General features: G+C 68.3%; 20 protein-coding genes. 13 read left to right on the top strand and 7 right to left on the bottom strand.

What is annotated here, in order from left to right:
• The first annotated feature begins 102 nt into the window (after positions 1–102).
• The 5 genes from ABMY26_RS13965 to dnaQ are packed head-to-tail and all read left to right on the top strand — an operon-like array spanning position 103 to position 3772.
• Positions 103–942, top strand: coding sequence for a pyruvate, water dikinase regulatory protein (locus ABMY26_RS13965; RefSeq protein WP_045581331.1), 840 nt, complete (start codon positions 103–105; stop codon positions 940–942).
• Between the two features lie 50 nt (positions 943–992).
• Complete coding sequence (locus ABMY26_RS13970) at positions 993–1544, top strand: nucleoside triphosphate pyrophosphatase (protein ID WP_372399013.1); 552 nt, start codon at positions 993–995, stop codon at positions 1542–1544.
• Positions 1541–2422 (top strand): shikimate dehydrogenase, encoded by an 882-nt coding sequence (locus tag ABMY26_RS13975; protein ID WP_372397874.1) that lies wholly within the window; start codon positions 1541–1543, stop codon positions 2420–2422. Before ABMY26_RS13970 ends, ABMY26_RS13975 begins: the two co-directional genes overlap by 4 nt.
• An 8-nt stretch (positions 2423–2430) precedes the next feature.
• Positions 2431–3096 carry a dephospho-CoA kinase gene (gene coaE, locus ABMY26_RS13980; protein WP_372397875.1) on the top strand — a complete coding sequence of 222 codons (666 nt, stop codon included), beginning with the start codon at positions 2431–2433 and terminating at the stop codon, positions 3094–3096.
• Complete coding sequence (gene dnaQ / locus ABMY26_RS13985; RefSeq protein ID WP_372397876.1) at positions 3089–3772, top strand: DNA polymerase III subunit epsilon; 684 nt, start codon at positions 3089–3091, stop codon at positions 3770–3772. Before coaE ends, dnaQ begins: the two co-directional genes overlap by 8 nt.
• A gap of 70 nt (positions 3773–3842) precedes the next feature.
• Here the strand turns inward: dnaQ and ABMY26_RS13990 are convergent, their stop codons facing one another.
• Genes ABMY26_RS13990 through ABMY26_RS14000 form a run of 3 tightly spaced genes read right to left on the bottom strand, consistent with a single transcriptional unit; the run spans position 3843 to position 7430 of the window.
• A complete protein-coding gene (locus tag ABMY26_RS13990) occupies positions 3843–4817 on the bottom strand; it encodes a quinone oxidoreductase (RefSeq protein ID WP_372397877.1) in 975 nt (324 codons plus the stop codon).
• 34 nt (positions 4818–4851) lie between these two features.
• Complete coding sequence (locus ABMY26_RS13995) at positions 4852–5349, bottom strand: methylated-DNA--[protein]-cysteine S-methyltransferase (RefSeq protein WP_372397878.1); 498 nt, start codon at positions 5347–5349, stop codon at positions 4852–4854.
• Positions 5350–5366: 17 nt separating this feature from the next.
• A complete protein-coding gene (locus ABMY26_RS14000; RefSeq protein WP_372397879.1) occupies positions 5367–7430 on the bottom strand; it encodes a thioredoxin domain-containing protein in 2064 nt (687 codons plus the stop codon).
• Positions 7431–7642: 212 nt separating this feature from the next.
• On the opposite strand from ABMY26_RS14000, the gene ABMY26_RS14005 reads away from it, so the two are divergent.
• From ABMY26_RS14005 to ABMY26_RS14035, 7 genes are all read left to right on the top strand, one after another.
• Positions 7643–7894 carry a DUF6489 family protein gene (locus ABMY26_RS14005; RefSeq protein ID WP_045581339.1) on the top strand — a complete coding sequence of 84 codons (252 nt, stop codon included), beginning with the start codon at positions 7643–7645 and terminating at the stop codon, positions 7892–7894.
• Positions 7891–8265, top strand: a complete 375-nt coding sequence (locus tag ABMY26_RS14010) for a ferredoxin (protein ID WP_372397880.1) — start codon at positions 7891–7893, stop codon at positions 8263–8265. Before ABMY26_RS14005 ends, ABMY26_RS14010 begins: the two co-directional genes overlap by 4 nt.
• A 22-nt stretch (positions 8266–8287) precedes the next feature.
• Entirely contained in the window at positions 8288–9643 is a 1356-nt protein-coding gene (gene mnmE, locus ABMY26_RS14015) for a tRNA uridine-5-carboxymethylaminomethyl(34) synthesis GTPase MnmE (RefSeq protein WP_372397881.1), read from the top strand.
• Between the two features lie 132 nt (positions 9644–9775).
• Positions 9776–11671: a tRNA uridine-5-carboxymethylaminomethyl(34) synthesis enzyme MnmG gene (gene mnmG, locus ABMY26_RS14020; protein ID WP_372397882.1), complete on the top strand. Its 1896-nt coding sequence runs from the start codon at positions 9776–9778 to the stop codon at positions 11669–11671.
• The gene (gene rsmG, locus ABMY26_RS14025; RefSeq protein WP_372397883.1) at positions 11668–12282 is read left to right on the top strand and encodes a 16S rRNA (guanine(527)-N(7))-methyltransferase RsmG; all 615 of its coding nucleotides are present in this window, start codon (positions 11668–11670) and stop codon (positions 12280–12282) included. The genes mnmG and rsmG overlap by 4 nt, the downstream gene beginning before the upstream one ends.
• Before the next feature lie 62 nt (positions 12283–12344).
• Complete coding sequence (locus ABMY26_RS14030; protein WP_045581343.1) at positions 12345–13142, top strand: ParA family protein; 798 nt, start codon at positions 12345–12347, stop codon at positions 13140–13142.
• Positions 13139–14047, top strand: a complete 909-nt coding sequence (locus tag ABMY26_RS14035; protein WP_045581344.1) for a ParB/RepB/Spo0J family partition protein — start codon at positions 13139–13141, stop codon at positions 14045–14047. The genes ABMY26_RS14030 and ABMY26_RS14035 overlap by 4 nt, the downstream gene beginning before the upstream one ends.
• Before the next feature lie 28 nt (positions 14048–14075).
• Here the strand turns inward: ABMY26_RS14035 and ABMY26_RS14040 are convergent, their stop codons facing one another.
• From ABMY26_RS14040 to rph, 4 genes are read right to left on the bottom strand one after another with little or no spacing between them, the layout of a single operon-like run.
• Positions 14076–14570 carry a dihydrofolate reductase gene (locus ABMY26_RS14040; protein ID WP_372397885.1) on the bottom strand — a complete coding sequence of 165 codons (495 nt, stop codon included), beginning with the start codon at positions 14568–14570 and terminating at the stop codon, positions 14076–14078.
• 34 nt (positions 14571–14604) lie between these two features.
• Positions 14605–15774, bottom strand: coding sequence for a radical SAM family heme chaperone HemW (gene hemW, locus ABMY26_RS14045; protein WP_372399014.1), 1170 nt, complete (start codon positions 15772–15774; stop codon positions 14605–14607).
• Positions 15762–16376 carry an RdgB/HAM1 family non-canonical purine NTP pyrophosphatase gene (gene rdgB, locus ABMY26_RS14050; RefSeq protein ID WP_372397886.1) on the bottom strand — a complete coding sequence of 205 codons (615 nt, stop codon included), beginning with the start codon at positions 16374–16376 and terminating at the stop codon, positions 15762–15764. Before rdgB ends, hemW begins: the two co-directional genes overlap by 13 nt.
• Positions 16377–16388: 12 nt before the next feature.
• Positions 16389–17108: a ribonuclease PH gene (gene rph, locus ABMY26_RS14055; protein ID WP_372399015.1), complete on the bottom strand. Its 720-nt coding sequence runs from the start codon at positions 17106–17108 to the stop codon at positions 16389–16391.
• A 312-nt stretch (positions 17109–17420) separates the two neighbouring features.
• Here rph and ABMY26_RS14060 point away from each other — a divergent pair, with 312 nt between their 5' ends.
• Complete coding sequence (locus ABMY26_RS14060; protein WP_372397887.1) at positions 17421–19685, top strand: NADP-dependent malic enzyme; 2265 nt, start codon at positions 17421–17423, stop codon at positions 19683–19685.
• The last annotated feature ends 6 nt before the right edge of the window (positions 19686–19691 follow it).

Below are 19691 nucleotides of genomic sequence, written 5' to 3' on the forward strand. Positions count from 1 at the left end.
TGGCCGTACCGGGGAGGAGGAGTCCCCCAGCCGGGATGAAACGCAGGCGGATCCGGTTGTCCACAGATCTGGACCGGGTTCTCCACAGAATGTTGGGGACGGATGAAAGAGTTCCACCTACATCTCGTGTCCGATGCGACGGGCGAGACCATCAACAGCGTGGCGCGCGCCTGCGTCATCCAGTTCGACGACGTGCGGCCGATCGAACATTTCTGGAATCTGGTGAGGACCGACCGCCAGCTCGACCTCGTGCTGGAGGGGATCCGGGACAACCATGGCCTGGTGATGTTCACCCTGGTGGACGAGACGCTGCGCCGCCGGCTGCAGGATTTCTGCCGTGAGATGCAGGTGCCCTGCATCCCCGTGCTCGATCCGCTGATCAACGCGCTCGCCGCCTTCCTCGGCGTCGAATCCCAGCGCCAGCCCGGCCGCCAGCATGTGCTGGACGCCGAATATTTCAGCCGTATCGATGCCGTCGATTTCGCCCTGTCGCATGACGACGGGCAGTCGAACTGGGACCTGCACGAGGCCGACGTGGTGCTGATCGGCGTGTCGCGCAGTTCGAAGACGCCGACCTGCATCTATCTGGCCAACCGCGGCATCAAGGCGGCCAACATCCCGCTGGTGCCCGGCAGCCCGCTGCCGGCGGAGGTCGATCTGCTGACCCGGCCGCTGATCGTCGGGCTGACCAAGGACCCCGACCGGCTGGTGCAGATCCGCCGCAACCGGCTGAAGCTTCTGAACCAGGGCGAGGGCTCCAGCTATGCCGATCCGGAGCTGGTGCGGTCGGAGGTGCAGGAGGCGCGGCGGCTGTTCAGCCGGCGCGGCTGGCCGGTGATCGACGTTTCCCGACGCTCCATCGAGGAGACGGCGGCCGAGATCATGATGTTGCTGGCCCGCCGCCAGAGCGGCAGCTTCAGCCCGGAAGGAAAGAAGACGTGAGCGCGGTGCCGACGCTCGTCCTGGCGTCCGGTTCGCGCACGCGGGCGGCGATGCTGGAGCAGGCCGGGCTGAACGCCGTCCTCGACAAGCCGCTGGTCGACGAGGAGGAGGTCAAGGAGGCCGGCCGCGTCGAGGGGGTGTCGGCCGACATCGTCGCCGAAGCCCTGGCCGAGCTGAAGGCCCAGCGCATCGCCCGCCGTCATCCCGGCGCGCTGGTGATCGGGGCCGACCAGATGCTGGAGTGCGAGGGCCGCTGGTTCGACAAGCCGGCCGGCCGGGACGCGGCGCGCGACCAGCTGCTGGCCCTGCGCGGCCGGACCCACCGGCTGGTCAGCTGTGCGGTGGTGGTGCGAGACGGCGAGCGGATGTGGCACAAGACCGACAGTGCGCGGCTGACGATGCGCAATTTCTCCGAGGCCTTCCTCGACGACTATCTGGACCGTGCCGGCGAGGGCGTGCTGCACTCGGTCGGCGCCTATCAGCTCGAAGGGCTGGGGGCACAGCTGTTCCACCGGGTCGAGGGTGACTTCTTCACAATCCTCGGGCTGCCGCTGCTGCCGCTGCTCGGATTCCTGCGCGTGCATGGAGTGGGCAAGGAATGACGGCATTCCATTCTATCAGTGGCAAGGCGAAGGTCGCCGGGGTGATGGGCTGGCCGATCGGCCATTCGCGTTCGCCCCGGCTGCATGGCTGGTGGCTGCGTCACTATGGCATCGACGGCGCCTATGTCCCGCTGGCGGTGGCGCCGGAACGGGCCGAGCAGGCGATCCGCGCCCTGCCCGCGCTTGGATTGCGCGGCTGCAACGTCACGGTGCCGTTGAAGGAGATCGCCTTCCGTACCGTCGACCGGCTGGATGACACTGCCCGGCGCATGGGGGCGGTCAACACCATCGTCGTCGCCGACGACGGCGCCTTGGAAGGTGGCAACACGGACGGTTTCGGCTTCATCGAGAATCTGCGGGCCGAGCGGCCGGACTGGACGGCGGATCTGGGACCGGCGGTGGTGATCGGTGCCGGCGGTGCCGCCCGTGCCGTGGTCGTCGCCCTGCTCGATGCCGGCGCGCCGGAGGTCCGGCTGGTCAACCGCACCCGCGCCCGTGCGGAGGAGCTGGCGGCGGATCTGGCCGCTGCCGGCTTGGCGGGAACGGTGACGGTGGTGGAGTGGGTTTCACGTGAAACAGCGCTCGACGGGGCGGCGCTTCTGGTCAACACGACGACCCAGGGCATGGCCGGACAGCCGGCGCTCGACCTGCCCCTGCGCGCCCTGCCCGCGACGGCGCTGGTCAACGACATCGTCTATGTGCCGCTGGAGACCCCGCTGCTGGTCGAGGCGAGGCTGCGCGGCAATCCGGTGGCCGGTGGCCTCGGCATGCTGCTGCATCAGGCGCGTCCCGGCTTCAAGGCCTGGTACGGCGTCGAGCCCGAGGTGACGGCGGATCTGGCCCGTTTCGTCCTGGCCCCCTCCCTCGTGGAAGGCTGAGGCCGGGCATGATCGTGCTGGGCCTGACCGGCTCCATCGGCATGGGCAAGAGCACCGCCGCCCGCATGCTGAAGGCGATGGGCGCACCGGTCTGCGATTCCGATGCGGTGGTGCATGGGTTGCTCGGTCGTGGCGGCCGCGCCGTCCCGGCCATCGGTGCGGCCTTCCCCGGGGTGGTGATCGACGGAGCGGTCAGCCGACCGGCATTGGGTGCGGCGGTGTTCCGCGATCCGGGGGCGCTCAAGCGGCTGGAAGCGATCCTGCATCCGATGGTGCAGGCGGCGCAGCGCGATTTCCTGGCGCGAGCCGCGCGGCGCGGCGCCCGGATCGCGGTGCTCGACATTCCGCTGCTGTTCGAAACCCGTGGGGAGCGGCGGGTCGATGCGACGGTGGTCGTCTCGGCTCCGCTCGCCGTCCAGCGGGCCCGCGTGCTCGCCCGCCCTGGCATGACGGCAGAGAAGTTCGCCGGCATCCTGGCGCGGCAAATGCCGGATGTGGAAAAGCGCCGGCGTGCCGACTATGTCGTACCGACTGGCGGCGGTCGGCTGATGACGCGGCGGGCGCTGCAGGGCATTGTGCGCGACGTGGCACGACGTAAGGGGCGGCGCAAAGGACGTCATTGGCCGCCGCGCGGCTATCAACCGGGGCAAGTGGGACAGGACCATCATGCGTGAAATCGTTCTCGACACCGAAACCACGGGCTTCAAGCCGGAGGAAGGCGACCGGCTGGTCGAGATCGGCTGTATCGAGCTGGTCAACCACATCGCCACCGGGGAGCGCTTCCACGTCTATATCAACCCCGAGCGCGACATGCCGGCCGAGGCGTTCGCCGTCCATGGGCTGAGCGCCGAGTTCCTGTCTGACAAGCCGCTGTTCAATGATGTCGCCGCTAACTTCGTCGCCTTCATCGGCGACGCGCCGCTGGTGATCCACAACGCCGCCTTCGACATGAAGTTCCTGAACTGGGAACTGAAGATCGCAGGCTACCCGACGATGCCGAAGGAGCGCGCCATCGACACGCTGCTGATGGCCCGCCAGAAATTCCCCGGCTCGCCCGCCACGCTCGACGCGCTGTGCAAACGCTTCGGGGTCGACAACTCCAACCGCACCCTGCACGGCGCGCTGCTCGATGCCCAGCTGCTGGCGGAAGTCTATCTGGAGCTGCTGGGCGGCCGGCAGACCGGCCTTGCCTTTGCCGGCGGCCCGGTGGCGAAAGGCGGATCCGGCGGCCCGCTCCGCATCGACCGCCCCTTCCGCGAGGCCCGCGTCTTCGCCATCAGCGAGGAGGAGGCGGCCGCCCATGCGGAGATGCTGAAGAAAATGAAGAACCCACTCTGGACGGTGGAGTAGGCAGCGTCCATTGCCTCCTCCCTGACCCTCTCCCGCCAAAGCGGGAGAGGGCAATGGTCAGCTGGCGGTCCTACGGCACCAGCACCGTCGACCCGGTCGTCGCGCGCGATTCCAGTGCCCGATGTGCGTCGGCCGTGTCCTTCAGCGCAAAGCGCTGGTTGACGGTGAAGGTCACCCCGCCATTCCTCACCGCGTCGAACAGATCCGCGGCCGAGGCCATCAGATCCTCGCGCTTGGCGGTGTAGGTCGCCAGCGTCGGCCGGGTCACGTAGAGCGAGCCCTTCGCCGCCAGCAGCCCCAGATCCAGCGGTGCCGGAGCGCCCGACGCTGCACCGAACAGCACCATCAGTCCGCGCGGGCGCAGGCAGTCCAGCCCGTCGAGGAAGGTCGTCTTGCCGACTCCGTCATAGACCACCGGCACGCCCTGCCCGTCCGTCAGGTCCTTCACCCGGGTCACGAAGCTCTCGCGGGTATAGTCGATGGTGTGGTGGCAGCCATGGGCCTTGGCCAGCTCGGCCTTTTCCGCCGACCCGACGGTGCCGATGACGGTGGCGCCGAGATGCCGCGCCCAGGAGCACAGCAGCAGCCCCACCCCGCCGGCCGCGGCCTGGATCAGGATGGTGTCGCCGGGCTGGACCGCGTAGGTGCTGCGCAGCAGATACTGCGCGGTCAGCCCTTGCAGCAGCGTGGCCGCCGTCGCCTGCTCGTCGAGCCAGCTCGGCAGCGGCACCAGCCGATCGGCGGGGATCAGGCGGCTTTCGGCATAGGCGCCGATCGACATGGCGTAGCCGACGCGGTCGCCGACCTTCAGCGTGGTGATGTCCGGCCCCAGCGCCTCGACCACGCCGGTGCCGGCCATGCCGATCACCGCCGGCAGGTTCGGCAGCCTGTAGGCGCCCGACCGGTGGTAGGTGTCGATGTAGTTCAGCCCGACGGCGGTCTGGCGGATGCGCACCTGGCCGGAGCCGGGCTCGCCGACCTCGATTTCGTCCCAGCGCAGAACCTCCGGCCCGCCGTGCTCATGGATGCGGATCGCGTGAACCATGATGGTGTCGTTTCCTTCTTGCTTGGGTATCGGGTCAGAGCAGGGCGAACTGTTCGGCCGCCGCAGCGTTGCCCTGCCCGATGGCGGCATGCCGGCGTTCGAGCGCCAGCAGCCACGCCTTGGTGTCGAGCCCGCCATGGCCGGAATAGCCGCCGGGCGCCCCGCCGCTGGCCAGCACCCGATGACAGGGGATGACGATGGGGATCGGGTTGGCGCCGCAGGCTCCGCCGACCGCGCGCGGGGCGCTGCCCAGCATCTTCGCCATCCCGCCATAGGTCGCGGTGCCGCCATAGGGGATCGCCAGCATCGCATCCCACACGCTGCGGCGGAAGGGTGTGCCGGCCGGCTTCAGCGGCAGATCGAAGCGGTGGAGCCGGCCGGCGAAATAGGCCGCCAGCTGCCGGGCCGCTTCGTCCAGGACCGGATCCGGGTCGTCATGGTCGAAGCGACCCCAGCCGACTTCGGTCAGAGCGGTTCCATCGCCGGTCAGCATCAGGGGCCCGAGCGGGCTGTCGATGGTCAGGCGTGCCATGATGTCCTCCCCGGATTTCAGGTTTTCGATGACAGCAGGGCCGCCAGATCCGCCGGCTCCGTCACCGGGGCCGAGCAGGCCGTGCCGCGGCAGACATAGGCGGTGGCCTTCCCGTCGCGCATCCCCTTGCCGTGCGCGGGGTGGCTTGCCGGCAGATCCGGCTGCGGATCCGGCCCCGGCGCCAGCAGTGTCAGGATGCGGTTGGGCAGCGAGCGGTCGAGCACGGTACGGCGCAGCGCCTCCGTCTCGGCCGTCTTCGGCGGACCGACGATGACGATCTGCAGGGGGGCCTGCATCAGCTCCACGGCGTTCAGGAAGGTCGGCAGCGGGAAGAAGTTGCGCGCCAGTTCGCCGGAGAAGGCGGCGGCGAGCGCCTCGGCCCGATCCCGGTAGGCATCCTCGCCGGTGCGCTGGAACAAGATGGTCAGCACCGCCAGCATGGTGCCGTTGCCGCTGGGAGTGGCGTTGTCGTAGGCGCTCTTGGTGCGGACGATCAGCCCCTCGGCATCGTCGGCGGTGAAGAAATAGCCGCCATTGGCGCCGTCCCAGAAATGGGCGTCGAGCGTGGCGACCCAGAGCTTCGCCTGGTCGAGCGCCGCCGGATCCCCGGTCGCCTCGTGCAGGGCGAGCGCGGCGCGCGCCATCTGGGCGTAATCGTCGAGCATGCCGGAATGCTTGCCCTGGCCGTGCCGCCAGCTGTGGCAGAGCCGGCCCTGCACATCCATCCTGTCGCGGACGAAGGCGAAGGCGCGGCCGGCGGCGTCCTGCCATTCCGGCTCGTCCATCACCAGGGCGGCATGGGTCAGCGCCGCGATCATCAGGCCGTTCCAGTCGGCCAGCACCTTGTCATCCCAACCCGGCCGCACCCGTTTGGCCCGCACCCGCAGCAGAGCTTCCCGTCCCCGGGCGAGCGTCGCTTCGGTCGCGTCGTCGGCCAGCGGCAGGCTGCCCAGCCGGTTCAGGATGGTGGCGCCTTCCCAATTGCCTTGGGGCAGCACCTCGTACACCCGTTTGAACAGGGCCGACCCGTCCGCTCCCAGCACGGGGCCGAGCAGCCGGTCGACCTCCTCTTCGTTCCAGATATAGAAGAGACCCTCCTCTCCTTCGCTGTCGGCATCCAGCGTCGCGGCGAAGCCGCCGCCGTCGGCGATCATCTCGCGCAGCAGCCAGCCGACCGTCTCGCGGATGCGGACCTCCAGCAGCGGGTCGCGCGTCTCCTGCCAGACCAGGACCATCAGGTCGAGCAACTCCGCATTGTCGTAGAGCATCTTCTCGAAATGCGGCACCAGCCAGCGTTCATCGACCGAGTAGCGGGCGAAGCCGCCGCCGAGATGGTCGTAGATGCCGCCCTGGGCCATGTTCGCCAGCGTGTGGGTCACCGCCTCGCGGAAGGGGTCGCGCCCGGTGCGCTGCCATGCCCGCCACAGCAGCTCGAACAGGGGGACCTGCGGGAATTTCGGCGCGCTGCCGATGCCGCCATGGATCGGATCGACCTCGCGCAGCAGCCGTTGCGCCACCTGGTCCAGCACAGCGGCATCGACCGCACCCGCCGGCCTGTTCTCGCCGAGCCCGGCGAGCGCCGATTTCAGCGCATCGACATTCTTGGCGACCTTGTCCGGTTCCTCGGCATAGGTGCCGGCGATGCCGCGCAGCACGTCGGGGAAGCCGGCGCGGCCATAGCGCGGCGCCGGCGGGAAATAGGTGCCGCCCCAGAAAGGCTGGGCATCCGGGGTCAGGAACATGGTCAGCGGCCAGCCGCCCTGCTGTCCCAGCAGCGCGAGCGCCGACTGGTAGATGGTGTCGAGGTCGGGCCGCTCCTCCCGGTCGACCTTGACGCTGATGAACAGCTCGTTCATCAGCGCGGCGATCTCCGGATTCTCGAAGCTCTCATGTGCCATCACGTGGCACCAGTGGCAGGCGGCATAGCCGATCGACAGCAGCATCGGCTTGTTCTCCGCCCTTGCGCGGGCGAAGGCCTCCGGTCCCCACGGCATCCAATGCACCGGGTTGTCCTTGTGCTGGAGCAGATAGGGGCTGGTCTCCCGGCTCAGCAGGTTCGCGCCCAACGGAGTGGCCGGCATGGCGATGTCCGATCAGTTGGAGTGTCTGGCAATGGCGTGCGGTAAATCAATAGGTGGTGCCGGGGTGGCGTTGCGCCAGTGCATCCTATCTGTATAGTGGGGCATGGGCCGCGGCCGCGCTCAACCCCAAAATCGACAGGGCCCAAGCCGTGCCGGCATCCGGCTGGAAAACGGCCCAACAGTCGGCCCTGTATTCGATAAGGGGGGGTCCCATGAAAATCACCATCGACATCGATTGCACACCCGAGGAAGCCCGGCATTTCCTGGGCCTGCCCGACGTGAAGCCGATGCAGGATGCCATGATGCAGGAGATCCAGGACCGGATGCGCGCCAACCTCCAGGCGATGGACCCGGAAACCATGGTGAAGACCTGGCTTCCCGCCGGCATCCAGGGCATGGAGCAGATGCAGAAGATGTTTTGGTCCCAGATGGCATCCGCCCTGGGCCAGGAAGGACGAAAGTGACCGAACCCGTATCGAACGCCCAGAAGCCGTATTTCGAAGCCCATGTCTTTTGCTGCACCAACCGCCGCCCCGATGGGCACCGGCGCGGATCCTGCGCTACCCATGGTTCGGAGAAGCTGCGCGACTACATGAAGGCCCGCGCCCGTGAACTCGGCTTCGACGGCAAGGTGCGGATCAATTCCGCCGGATGCCTCGACCGCTGCGAACTGGGCCCGACCCTGGTGATCTATCCGGAAGGAGTCTGGTACACCTATCACAGCACCGCCGACATCGACGACATCCTGCAGATCCATCTGGTCGAAGGCCGCCGGGTCGAACGGCTGATGCTGACGCCGGAGCAGCGGGAGCTGCGGCCGGAACAGCGCGGCTGACCGGCTGTCCATGTTCGCTTCGATGCCAGCCATCATGCCCGCCTTCACCTCCGCGACCATCTTCGCGCTCGCCACCGCCCCCGGCCGCTCCGGTGTGGCGGTGGTCCGCATTTCAGGGCCGGAGGCCGGATCTGCGCTCGCCGCGCTGACCGGCCGGCCCCTGCCGCCGCCGCCGCGGCGGGCGGTGCTGACCCAGCTGCGCAATCCCCGCAGCGGCGACGCGCTGGACGATGCCCTGGTGCTGCGCTTCACCGGCCCCGCCAGCTTCACCGGCGAGGATGTGGTGGAACTGCATCTGCATGGCGGCCGGGCGGTCGTCTCCGGAGTGATCGAGGCGCTGGGGGATCTGCCTGGCCTGCGGCTGGCCGAACCCGGCGAGTTCACCCGCCGCGCCTTCGAGAACGGCAAGCTCGACCTGACCGAGGCCGAGGCGGTCGCCGACCTGATCGATGCGGAAACCACGGCACAGCGCCGGCAGGCGTTGCGGCAGATGGAGGGCGCGCTCGGCCGGCTCTATGACGGCTGGCGCGAGCGGCTGACCCGCGCGCTCGCCCATATCGAGGCCGACATCGATTTCGCCGACGAAGACCTGCCCGGCGGGGTCGCCGACGCGGTCCGTCCGGTGCTGGCTGGCCTGGCAGGCGAGATCGCCGTCCATCTCGACGACGGCGGGCGCGGCGAGCGGCTGCGCGAGGGGCTGCACATCGCCATCGTCGGCGCGCCGAACGCCGGCAAGTCGAGCCTGCTGAATGCGCTCGCCCGCCGCGATGCCGCCATCGTCTCCGCCCGCGCCGGCACCACCCGCGACGTCATCGAGGTGCATCTCGACCTTGGCGGCTACCCGGTCGTGCTGGCCGACACCGCCGGACTGCGCGATGCCGCCGCCGACGAGGTGGAGGAGGAAGGCATCCGCCGTGCCCGTGACCGGGCGGCGCGGGCAGACGTGAAGGTCGCTGTGTTCGACGCCACCACCCTGCCCGCCCTCGACGCCGCGACGCTGGCCCTGATCGACCGTGACACCGTGGTGGTCTTCAACAAGATCGACCTCGCCGCCGTGACCGAGCCGCGCCCGGATCTGTCCCCGGTCATGGTGTCCGCCCACAGCGGGGCCGGACTGAAGGAACTGGAAGAGCGGCTGACCGCCTTCAGTGCAGACCGGCTCGCCATCGGCAGCGCCCCGTCCCTCACCCGCGCCCGCCATCGCGCCGCGCTGGCGGATTGCCGGGAGTCGCTGCTCCGTGCCCTTGAGGCGCCGTTGCCGGAACTGGCGGCGGAGGATGTCAGGCTCGCCAGCCGTGCGCTCGGCCGTATCACCGGGCGGGTCGATGTGGAGGATCTGCTGGACGTGATCTTCCGGGATTTCTGCATCGGCAAGTGAGGCCGCTGTTTCACGTGAAACAGCGGTGTGCCGGAAAACGGCGGCAAACGCATTCAACGCATGCATGAGCCTCGCCGGCTTCCCGGATGCAAGTCCTTGGATCCGGGTCTGCGTTCCGCTATGGTCCCGCACATGCGAAGCTTTGACGTCATCGTTGTCGGCGGCGGTCACGCCGGCTGTGAGGCTGCCGCCGCGGCCGCGCGCATGGGTGCGCGCACGCTGCTGCTGACCCACAAGATCGAAACCATCGGCGAGATGTCCTGCAATCCCGCCATCGGCGGCTTGGCCAAGGGGCATCTGGTGCGGGAGATCGATGCGCTCGACGGGGTGATGGCGAAGGCCATCGACCGCGGCGGCATCCAGTTCCGCATCCTCAACCGCAGCAAGGGCCCGGCCGTGCGTGGCCCGCGCGCCCAGGCGGACCGTAAGCTCTATCGTCAGGCGATGCAGTCGCTGCTGGCCGGCCAGGAGAACCTGTCCATCGAGGCCGGCGGCGCCGAGGACCTGATCGTCGATGACGGCCAAGGGATCGCTGGCCACCGCATCACCGGTGTCGTCACCGGGGCTGGCGAGTCCATCCGGGCCGGTGCGGTGGTGCTGACCACCGGCACCTTCCTGCGCGGCCTGATCCATATCGGCGAAGAACGTACCCCTGCCGGCCGGGTGGGAGAGGCGCCGTCCATCGGCCTGTCCGACACGTTGGCCCGGCTTGGCTTCCCGCTCGGCCGGCTGAAGACCGGCACACCGCCGCGGCTCGATGGCCGCACCATCGATTGGGATGCGCTGGAGAAGCAGCCGGGCGACCTGCCGCCGCCGCCCTTCTCCTATATGACGGAGCGGATCGACACGCCGCAGATCGACTGCGCGATCACCTGGACGACGCCTGAGGCCCACGCGCTGATCCGCGCCAACCTGCATCGTGCGCCGATGTATTCCGGCCAGATCACCGGCACCGGCCCGCGCTACTGCCCGTCGATCGAGGATAAGGTCGTCCGCTTCGCCGAGAAGGATCGGCACCAGATCTTCCTGGAGCCGGAAGGGCTGGACGATCCCACCGTCTATCCGAACGGCATCTCCACCTCCCTGCCCCGCGACGTGCAGCTCGGCATTCTCGCCAGCATGCCGGGGCTGGAGAAGGTGGCGATGATCCGCCCCGGCTATGCCATCGAATACGACTATGTCGACCCGCGCGAGTTGAAGCCGACGCTGGAGACCCGCCGTGCGCCGCGCCTGTTCCTGGCCGGCCAGATCAACGGCACCACCGGTTACGAGGAGGCGGCGGCCCAGGGGCTGATGGCCGGCATCAATGCCGCGCTGGCCGCGGGTGGCAATCGCGAGGGCTTCGTGCTCGACCGCGCCGATGCCTATATCGGCGTGCTGATCGACGACCTGATCGGCCGGGGCACCAACGAGCCCTACCGGATGTTCACCTCGCGCGCCGAATACCGGCTGCTGCTACGGGCTGACAACGCCGACCAGCGCCTGACAGCCAAGGGCATCGCCATCGGTTGTGTCGGCTCCGAACGCCGCGATGTCTTCGAGGCCAAGAGCGTGGCGCTGGCCGCCGGCCGGACGCTGGTCGCCTCGCTGCAGGCGACACCGGTCGAACTGGCGCGCCAGGGCGTGGCGGTCAACCAGGACGGCGTGCGCCGTAGCGCCGCCGACCTGCTGCGCTATCCCGACATCGACCTCGCCGCCCTCGCCCGCCTGTGGCCGGAGCTGGGCGGCATTGCGCCGGAGATCGCCGAACAGCTGGAGATCGACGGCAGATATGCCGGCTATCTCGGCCGGCAGGAGGCCGACATCCGCGCCTTCCGCAAGGACGAGTCGCTGGCCCTGCCCGACGACCTCGATGTCGACGGCATCGGCAGCCTGTCGGCCGAAATCCGGCAGAAGCTGCGCCAGTCGCGCCCGGCGACGCTGGGGGCGGCAGCCCGCATTCCGGGCATGACTCCGGCGGCGCTCGTCGCCCTGCTGCGTCATGTGAAGCGTCGCGATGGCGTCTCTTCCGGGGTGGCTGCAGAATGAACGGGTTCGACGCGGTCGCGTTCCAGGAAGCCACGGGTGTTTCACGTGAAACACTCGACCGCCTGATCGCCTACGAGGCGCTGTTGCGCAAGTGGCAGCCGAAGATCAACCTCGTCGGTCCCTCCACCCTGCCCGATGCCTGGAAGCGCCATTTCCTCGACTCCGCACAGCTCTTCCCGCTGTTGCCGGAGGGTACAAGGGTGCTGGCCGATCTCGGCAGCGGTGCCGGCTTTCCCGGTCTGGTGCTCGCCATCCTTGGCGTGCCGCAGGTGCATCTGATCGAAAGCGACGTGCGCAAATGTGCCTTCCTGCGCGAAGTGGCGCGCATCTGCGACGCGCCGGTGACCGTGCATACCAAGCGGATCGAGACGGTCACCGGGATCGAGGCCGACGTCGTCACCGCCCGGGCGCTCGCGCCGCTGACGGATCTGCTGGGCTGGGCCCATCCCTTCATCGGGTCGCGCGGATCCTGCCTGTTCCTGAAGGGTGCGGCGCTGGACGACGAATTGACCGCCACCACGCGATATTGGACAATGCGGACCGAGCGAACCGACAGCCGCACCGATCCGACCGGAACCGTCCTGCGCGTGACTGACCTTGAGCGTGTGTGAAGCCCGTGCCTGACACCGTCCTCCCACCCTCGTCCCGCCAACCGGACTCCCGAGAGGCTGCCATGTCTGCCGTTACCCGACCCCTTGCCCGTGTGGTTGCGATTGCCAACCAGAAGGGCGGCGTGGGTAAGACCACGACGACGATCAACCTTGCCACCGCGCTCGCCGTCATCGGCAAGCGGGTGCTGGTGATCGACCTCGACCCGCAGGGCAATGCGTCCACCGGCCTCGGCATTCCGCGTTCCGACCGCCGCGTCGGCATCTATGACGTGCTGTTCGACGACGTGTCGCTGGAGGATGCGGCGACTCCCTCCTCCGTGCCGAACCTGTCGATCATCACCTCGTCGGTCGATCTGTCCGGTGCCGAGATCGAGTTGGTCGGCGCCGAGCGGCGCGAGTTCCGCCTGCGCGAAGCGGTTGCCAACAGTTCGCTCGAATATGACTATGTCCTGATCGACTGTCCGCCGGCGCTGGGTCTGCTGACGCTGAACGCGCTGGTGGCGTCGCATGCGGTCATGGTCCCCTTGCAGTGCGAGTTCTATGCGCTGGAAGGATTGAGCCATCTGGTCCGCACCATCGAACGGGTGAAGCGGGCCTTCAACCCGAACCTGGATATCCATGGCGTCGTGCTGACCATGTTCGACAAGCGCAACAACCTGTCGGACATGGTGGCGGCGGACGTCCGCGGCTTCTTCGGGGAGAAGGTGTACGACACCGTGATCCCGCGCAATGTCAAGGTGTCGGAGGCGCCGTCGCACGGCAAGCCGGTGCTGATCTATGACATGCGCTGCCCCGGATCCCAGGCCTACATCCATCTGGCGGGCGAGGTGCTGCGCCGTGAGAAGAGACTGACTGCATGATCGACGACACCAAGCAAGGCGGCGCCCGGCGCGCCAGCCTGGGCCGCGGCCTTTCCGCCCTGTTCGGCGAGGCGACCGAGGATTATTCGGCGCTCGACAAGGTGCGGCAATCCAAGCAGGTGCCGATCGAGTTCGTCCATCCCGGCCGGTATCAGCCGCGGCGGAAGTTCGACGAGGAGGCAATCAAGGGCCTTGTCGAATCGATCCGCGACAAGGGCATCCTGCAGCCGCTGCTGGTCCGCCGCGATGCCGAGGACGCCAATTCCTACGAGCTGATCGCCGGCGAACGCCGCTGGCGCGCGGCGCAGATCGCCGGCCTGCACGAGGTTCCGGTCATCATCCGCGACCTCAGCGACCGCGAAGCGCTGGAAATCGCGCTGATCGAAAACATCCAGCGCCAGGATCTGACCCCGCTGGAAGAGGCGGAGGGCTATCGCCGCCTGATGGAGGAGTTCGAGCACACGCAGGAGGATCTGGCACGCGCCGTCGGCAAGAGCCGCAGCCATGTCGCCAACATGATGCGCCTGCTGTCCCTGCCGGATCCGGTCAAGACCATGGTGCAGGACGGCGCGCTGACCGCCGGCCATGCCCGCGCCCTGCTGACCGCCCCGGATCCGGCCGCCGCTGCGCGTGAAGTGGTGACGCGCGGCCTGAATGTCCGCCAGACCGAAGACCTGATGCGCGGCGACCAGCCCAAGGCGAAGAAGGGCGGATCCGGCAGCGGTTCCGCGGCTGCACCAGCGGTGAAGGATGTCGACCTGATCAATCTGGAGGAGGAGATCTCCGCCCGCATCGGGCTGAAGGTCGCGATCAATCCCCAGGGCCAGCGGGGCACCATCACCATCCACTACCAGACGCTCGACCAGCTGGACGACGTGCTGCACCGCCTGGGCGGCGAGGAGTGAACCAGGTCCGAAGGACGCCGGTGGTCATTCAGACCCGGGCTTTCTCCAGATCGATGTAGCGGTAGAACAGCCCGTTCTCCTCCATGGGCGCGCTCGACCAGACCTCCACCCATTCGGTGCCGATGGCTGGCATCAGCGTGTCGCCCTCGACCACGCTTTCGATACGGGTCAGGTGCAGACTGTCCGCGATGGGCAGGGTTTCGCGGAACAGCGCTGCCCCGCCGATCACGCACAGTTCGGCCGCGCCACCCTCCTGCGCCCAGGCGATGGCGCCGCCAAGCGTGGCGAACCAGCGGGCACCGTCATGCGCGCCGGGCGGGGACTGGCGGCTGACGACGAGATTGTCGCGGCCCGGCAATGGACGGCGCGGCAGGGACTCCCAGGTCTTGCGGCCCATCAGGATCGGCTTGCCCAGCGTCAGTTCCTTGAAGCGCTTGAGATCGCCGGGAAGATGCCAGGGCAGCCGGCCGTCGCGGCCGATCACGCCGTTCGTCGCGGCTGCCACCAACAGGCTGATGCGCATCCCCTGCCCTCTCCCAAGTCGCAGCAAGCGCAGCTTACGCCAAAAGTGCGGCGAGGACTGCGTTCAGTCGCTGTAGTCCATCCGATGTCGCAGACAGGCGATCGGCGTCGCGGGTCAGGAACCCGCCGTCGATCAGGCGCGACAGCGCCGCCGGATCGACCAGATCGTCGAGCGGACGGCCGGCCTCCTCGACCAGACGGGCGAGCCGTACGCCTTCCGTCAGCCGCAGCCCCATCATCAGCAGCTCGGTGGCGCGGGCGTCGCGGTTGATTGCATTGGGTGCCGCAGCGCCATGGCCGTCGCGCTCGACCCGCTCCAGCCAGATTTCCGGGGCGCGGTGGGCGCGGGTGGCGAACTTGTCGCCATCCAGCGTCAGCCGGCCATGGGCGCCGGGTCCGATCCCGACATAATCGCCATAGCGCCAATAGGTCAGGTTGTGGCGGCTTTCCTCGCCCGGCCGGGCATGGTTGGAAATCTCGTAGGCCGGCAGGCCAGCCGTGCCCAGCTGGCTCTGCGTCGCCTCATAGAGGTCGCCGGCGAGATCCTCGTCGGGCAGCACCAGGTCGCCGCGGGCGTGCAGCGGGTAGAAGGCCGTCCCCTCCTCGATCGTCAGCTGATAGACCGACAGATGGCCGACGGCGTAATCGAGTGCGCGCGCCAGCTCAGCCTGCCAAGCGGCTACCGTCTGGCCGGGCCGGGCATAGATCAGGTCGAAGGAGAAGCGGTCGAAGGTCCGGGCCGCCAGCTCGATGGCGCCGGTCGCCTCCGCCGCATTGTGCTGGCGGCCGAGGAAGCGCAGGCTGGAATCGTCCAGCGCCTGGATGCCGAGCGAGACGCGGTTGATCCCGGCGGTGCGGAAGGCGCGGAACTTGTCGGCCTCGACGGAGGTCGGGTTGGCCTCCAGCGTCACTTCCAGCCGGTCGGCGACCGGCCAGCGTTCGGCGACGCGGTCGATCAGCGCGCCGACGGTGGCCGGCTCCATCAGCGACGGGGTGCCGCCGCCGAAGAAGAGGGAGGTGACGGTGCGGCCGGCGGTCAGATCGGCGTAATGGTCCAGCTCGCGCAGCAGCCCTGCCCGCCAGCGGTCATGATCGACCCGCTCACGGACATGGCTGTTGAAATCGCAGTAGGGGCACTTCGATTTGCAGAAGGGCCAGTGGACGTAGATGGCGAAACCGGGATTGGATGCGCTCACCGGAAGCAGCGCTCCACCAACTGGCGGAAGGCGTCGGCGCGGTGGCTCATCTCGTGCTTCTTCATCGGATCCATCTCGCCGAAGGTCAAGGCCTGGCCGTCCGGCAGGAACATCGGGTCGTAGCCGAAGCCATGGGGCCCTTGCGGCGGCCACACCAACGTGCCGTAGCAGCGGCCCTCCACCGTCTCGACATGGCCGTCGGGCCAGGCGAGCGACAGGGCGCAGACGAAATAGGCGCTGCGGTCCGTCTTGCCGGCAGCCGCCTGGCCGGCAAGGCCGTCCTCGACCTTGCGCATCGCCATGGCGAAATCCTTCTCCGGCCCGGCCCAGCGGGCCGAATAGATGCCGGGATCGCCGTTCAGCGCCGGCACCACCAGCCCGCTGTCGTCGGCGAGCGCGACATGGCCGGCGGCTGCCGCGGCCTTGGCCTTCAGCTCGGCATTGGCGACGAAGGTCGTGCCGGTTTCCTCCGGCTCGGGCAGGCCCAGCTCCCCGGCCGCGGTGAAATTGGCCACAAAGGGGCCGAGCAGGTCGGCGATCTCGCGCACCTTGCCTTTGTTGTGGCTGGCGATGACGAGGGTGTCGCCGGTGAAGCGGCGGGGAGCGGACATGGTCATGACCCCTTACTTGATGCCGAGAACCTGCTTCTGCAACGCCACCAACTCGGTCACGCCCTTGCGGGCGAGGGCCAGCAGCTCCATGAACTGCGGCTCGGAGAAGGGGGTTTCCTCGGCGGTGCCCTGGATTTCGACGATGCCGGCCCTGCCGGTCAGGACGAAGTTCGCGTCGGCCTGCGCCTTGGAATCCTCGTCGTAATCGAGGTCCAGCACCGCGTTGCCCTGATAGAGGCCGCAGGAGACGGCGGCGACCTGATCGCTCAACGGCATGGTCTTCAAGGCACCGATCTGCATCAGGTGCTGGAAGGCCAGATGCAGGGCGACATAGCTGCCGGTGATGGCGGCGGTGCGGGTGCCGCCGTCGGCCTGGATGACGTCGCAGTCGATCTTGATCTGCTTCTCGCCCATCGCCGAACGGTCGGTGACGGCGCGCAGCGCGCGGCCGATCAGGCGCTGGATTTCCTGGGTGCGGCCCGACTGCTTGCCCTTGGCCGCCTCGCGGTCGGTGCGGCTGTGGGTGGAGCGCGGCAGCATGCCGTATTCGGCGGTGACCCAGCCGAGACCGGTGTTCTTCAGGAAGCGCGGCACCGTCTCGTCGACGCTGGCCGTGCACAGCACATGCGTGTTGCCGAAGCGCACCAGGCAGGACCCCTCGGCATAGCGGCTGAAGCCGGGTTCGAGGGAGACGGTGCGCAGTTGGTCGAAGGCGCGGCCGGAGGGGCGCATGGGCATCATTCCGAAGGTCGTTTGCAATCGGGCGGCAAGCTAACGGCTCTGCCCCTCCCCGTCCAGCACGGCGTCCGCAACGGCTGCGACGGCGACATGCAGCGGAAGCGGGGCAGATAGGACGGGCGATGAACGGGATATGTCGTCGATCGTCAAGAAAATGCATGATTCGTTCAAAAACCGGGCGAAGGAGGCTTGGCGAGTTGCGCGCAGGGCGTATACCATCGCGACCCCACCGTCGGCAGCGCACCGCATATAAGGCACCAACGACGACCGACGGGCTTCAGAACTCCGTTGAGGAACACGACATCCATGTCCGACACCAAGCGCGTCACCGACGAAGAGGCCCTGCTGCTGCATTCCAGCGGCCGGCCCGGCAAGCTGGAAATCACCCCGACCAAGCCGCTGACGACCCAGCGCGATCTGGCGCTCGCCTATTCGCCCGGAGTGGCGGTGCCCTGCCTGCGCATCGCCGACGACCCGTCGCTCGCCTACGACTATACGGCCAAGGGCAACATCGTCGCCATCATCTCCAACGGCACCGCGGTGCTCGGGCTGGGCGACCTGGGGGCGCTGGCCAGCAAGCCGGTGATGGAAGGCAAGGCGGTGCTGTTCAAGCGCTTCGCCGACGTCGACGGCATCGACCTGGAGGTCGACACCCGCGACGTGGACGAGTTCGTCAATTGCGTGCGCTTCCTCGGCCCCAGCTTCGGCGGCATCAACCTGGAAGACATCAAGGCGCCCGACTGCTTCATCATCGAGGAGCGGCTGCGCGAACTGCTGGACATCCCGGTCTTCCATGACGACCAGCACGGCACCGCGATCATCGCCGCCGCCGGCCTGGTCAACGCCTGCGACATCACCGGCCGCCGGATCGAAGACGTGAAGATGGTGGTGAACGGTGCCGGCGCGGCGGGCATCGCCTGCGCCGAGCTGTTCTGCACCATGGGTGTTTCACGTGAAAACATCATCCTGTGCGACACCAAGGGCGTGGTCTATCGTGGCCGCACCAGCGGCATGAACCAATGGAAGTCGTCCTTCGCCGTCGACACCGACAAGCGCACGCTGGAAGAGGCGGTGGCCGGATCCGACGTCTTTGTCGGGCTGTCGGCCAAGGGGGCGATGACGCCGGAGATGGTGGCCTCGATGGCGGCCAAGCCGATCATCTTCGCGCTGGCCAACCCCGATCCGGAGATCACGCCGGAGGAGGTTAAGGCGGTGCGCAGCGACGCCATCGTCGCCACCGGCCGGTCCGACTACCCGAACCAGGTCAACAACGTCCTGGGCTTCCCCTACCTGTTCCGCGGCGCGCTGGACGTCCGCGCCACCACCATCAACGAGGCGATGAAGGTCGCCGCCGCCAAGGCGCTGGCGGCGCTGGCGCGCGAGGATGTGCCGGACGAGGTCGATGCCGCCTATTCCGGGCGCCGGCTGCGCTACGGCCCCGACTACATCATCCCGGTGCCGTTCGATCCCAGGCTGATCGTCACCGTTCCGGCCGCCGTCGCCCAGGCCGCGATGGAAAGCGGCGTGGCGCGCAAACCGATCGTCGACCTGTCCGGCTACAAGCACAGCCTGCGCACCCGCCTCGACCCGACCGCCGACAGCCTGGAACTGATCCTGGAGAAGGTGCGGACCAACCCGCGCCGCGTCGTCTTCGCCGAGGGCGAGGAGGAGCGGACGATCCGTGCCGCCATGTCCTTCCGCGCCCATGGCTACGGCACGCCGGTGCTGATCGGGCGCGAGGAGGTGATCAAGGAACAGCTGGCGGCGATGGGCCAGCCCAACATCCAGTTCGAGATCCACAACGCCCGCCTGTCCGACGCCAACCGCCGCTATGCCGACCATCTGTACCGCCGCCTGCAGCGCAAGGGCGCCCTGCTGCGCGACTGCCAGCGGATGGTCAACCAGGACCGCAACGTCTTCGCCGCCTGCATGGTGGCCCAGGGCGACGCCCACGCGATGGTGACCGGCCTCACCCGCAGCTTCGGCGTGGCCTATGAGGAAATCCGCCGGGTCGTCGATCCCAAGGCGGGCGAACCGGTGTTCGGCCTGCACCTGTTCATCACCCGCAACCGCACCGTCTTCATCGCCGACACCACCGTCCATGTCCGTCCCGACGGCAAGACGCTGGCCGACATCGCGATGGGGGCGGCGGCCAAGGCCCGGCAGATGGGGCACGAGCCGCGGGTGGCGATGCTGTCCTTTTCCAACTTCGGCCAGACGCCGCACCCGAACACCGATCCGCTGCGCGAGGCCCTGGCGATCCTCGACAGCCGCCGGGTCGATTTCGAGTATGACGGCGAGATGTCGGCCGACGTCGCGCTGGACTATCAGCTGATGAAGCGGGTCTATCCGTTCTCGCGGCTGTCCGGTCCGGCCAACGTCCTGATCATGCCGGGGCTTCATTCGGCCAACATCTCGGCCAAGCTGCTGAACAAGATGGCGGGCGGCCAGATGATCGGCCCGCTGCTGATCGGCATGGACAAGCCGGCCCAGATCGTCACCATGGGCGCCTCGGTCAACGACATCGTCACCGCCGCGGCGCTGGCGGCGCATGACTCGCTGCCCTGGTGAGATGAG

This window comes from Azospirillum sp. HJ39 (assembly GCF_041507355.1).
In the GTDB taxonomy this organism is placed as follows: domain Bacteria; phylum Pseudomonadota; class Alphaproteobacteria; order Azospirillales; family Azospirillaceae; genus Azospirillum; species Azospirillum thiophilum.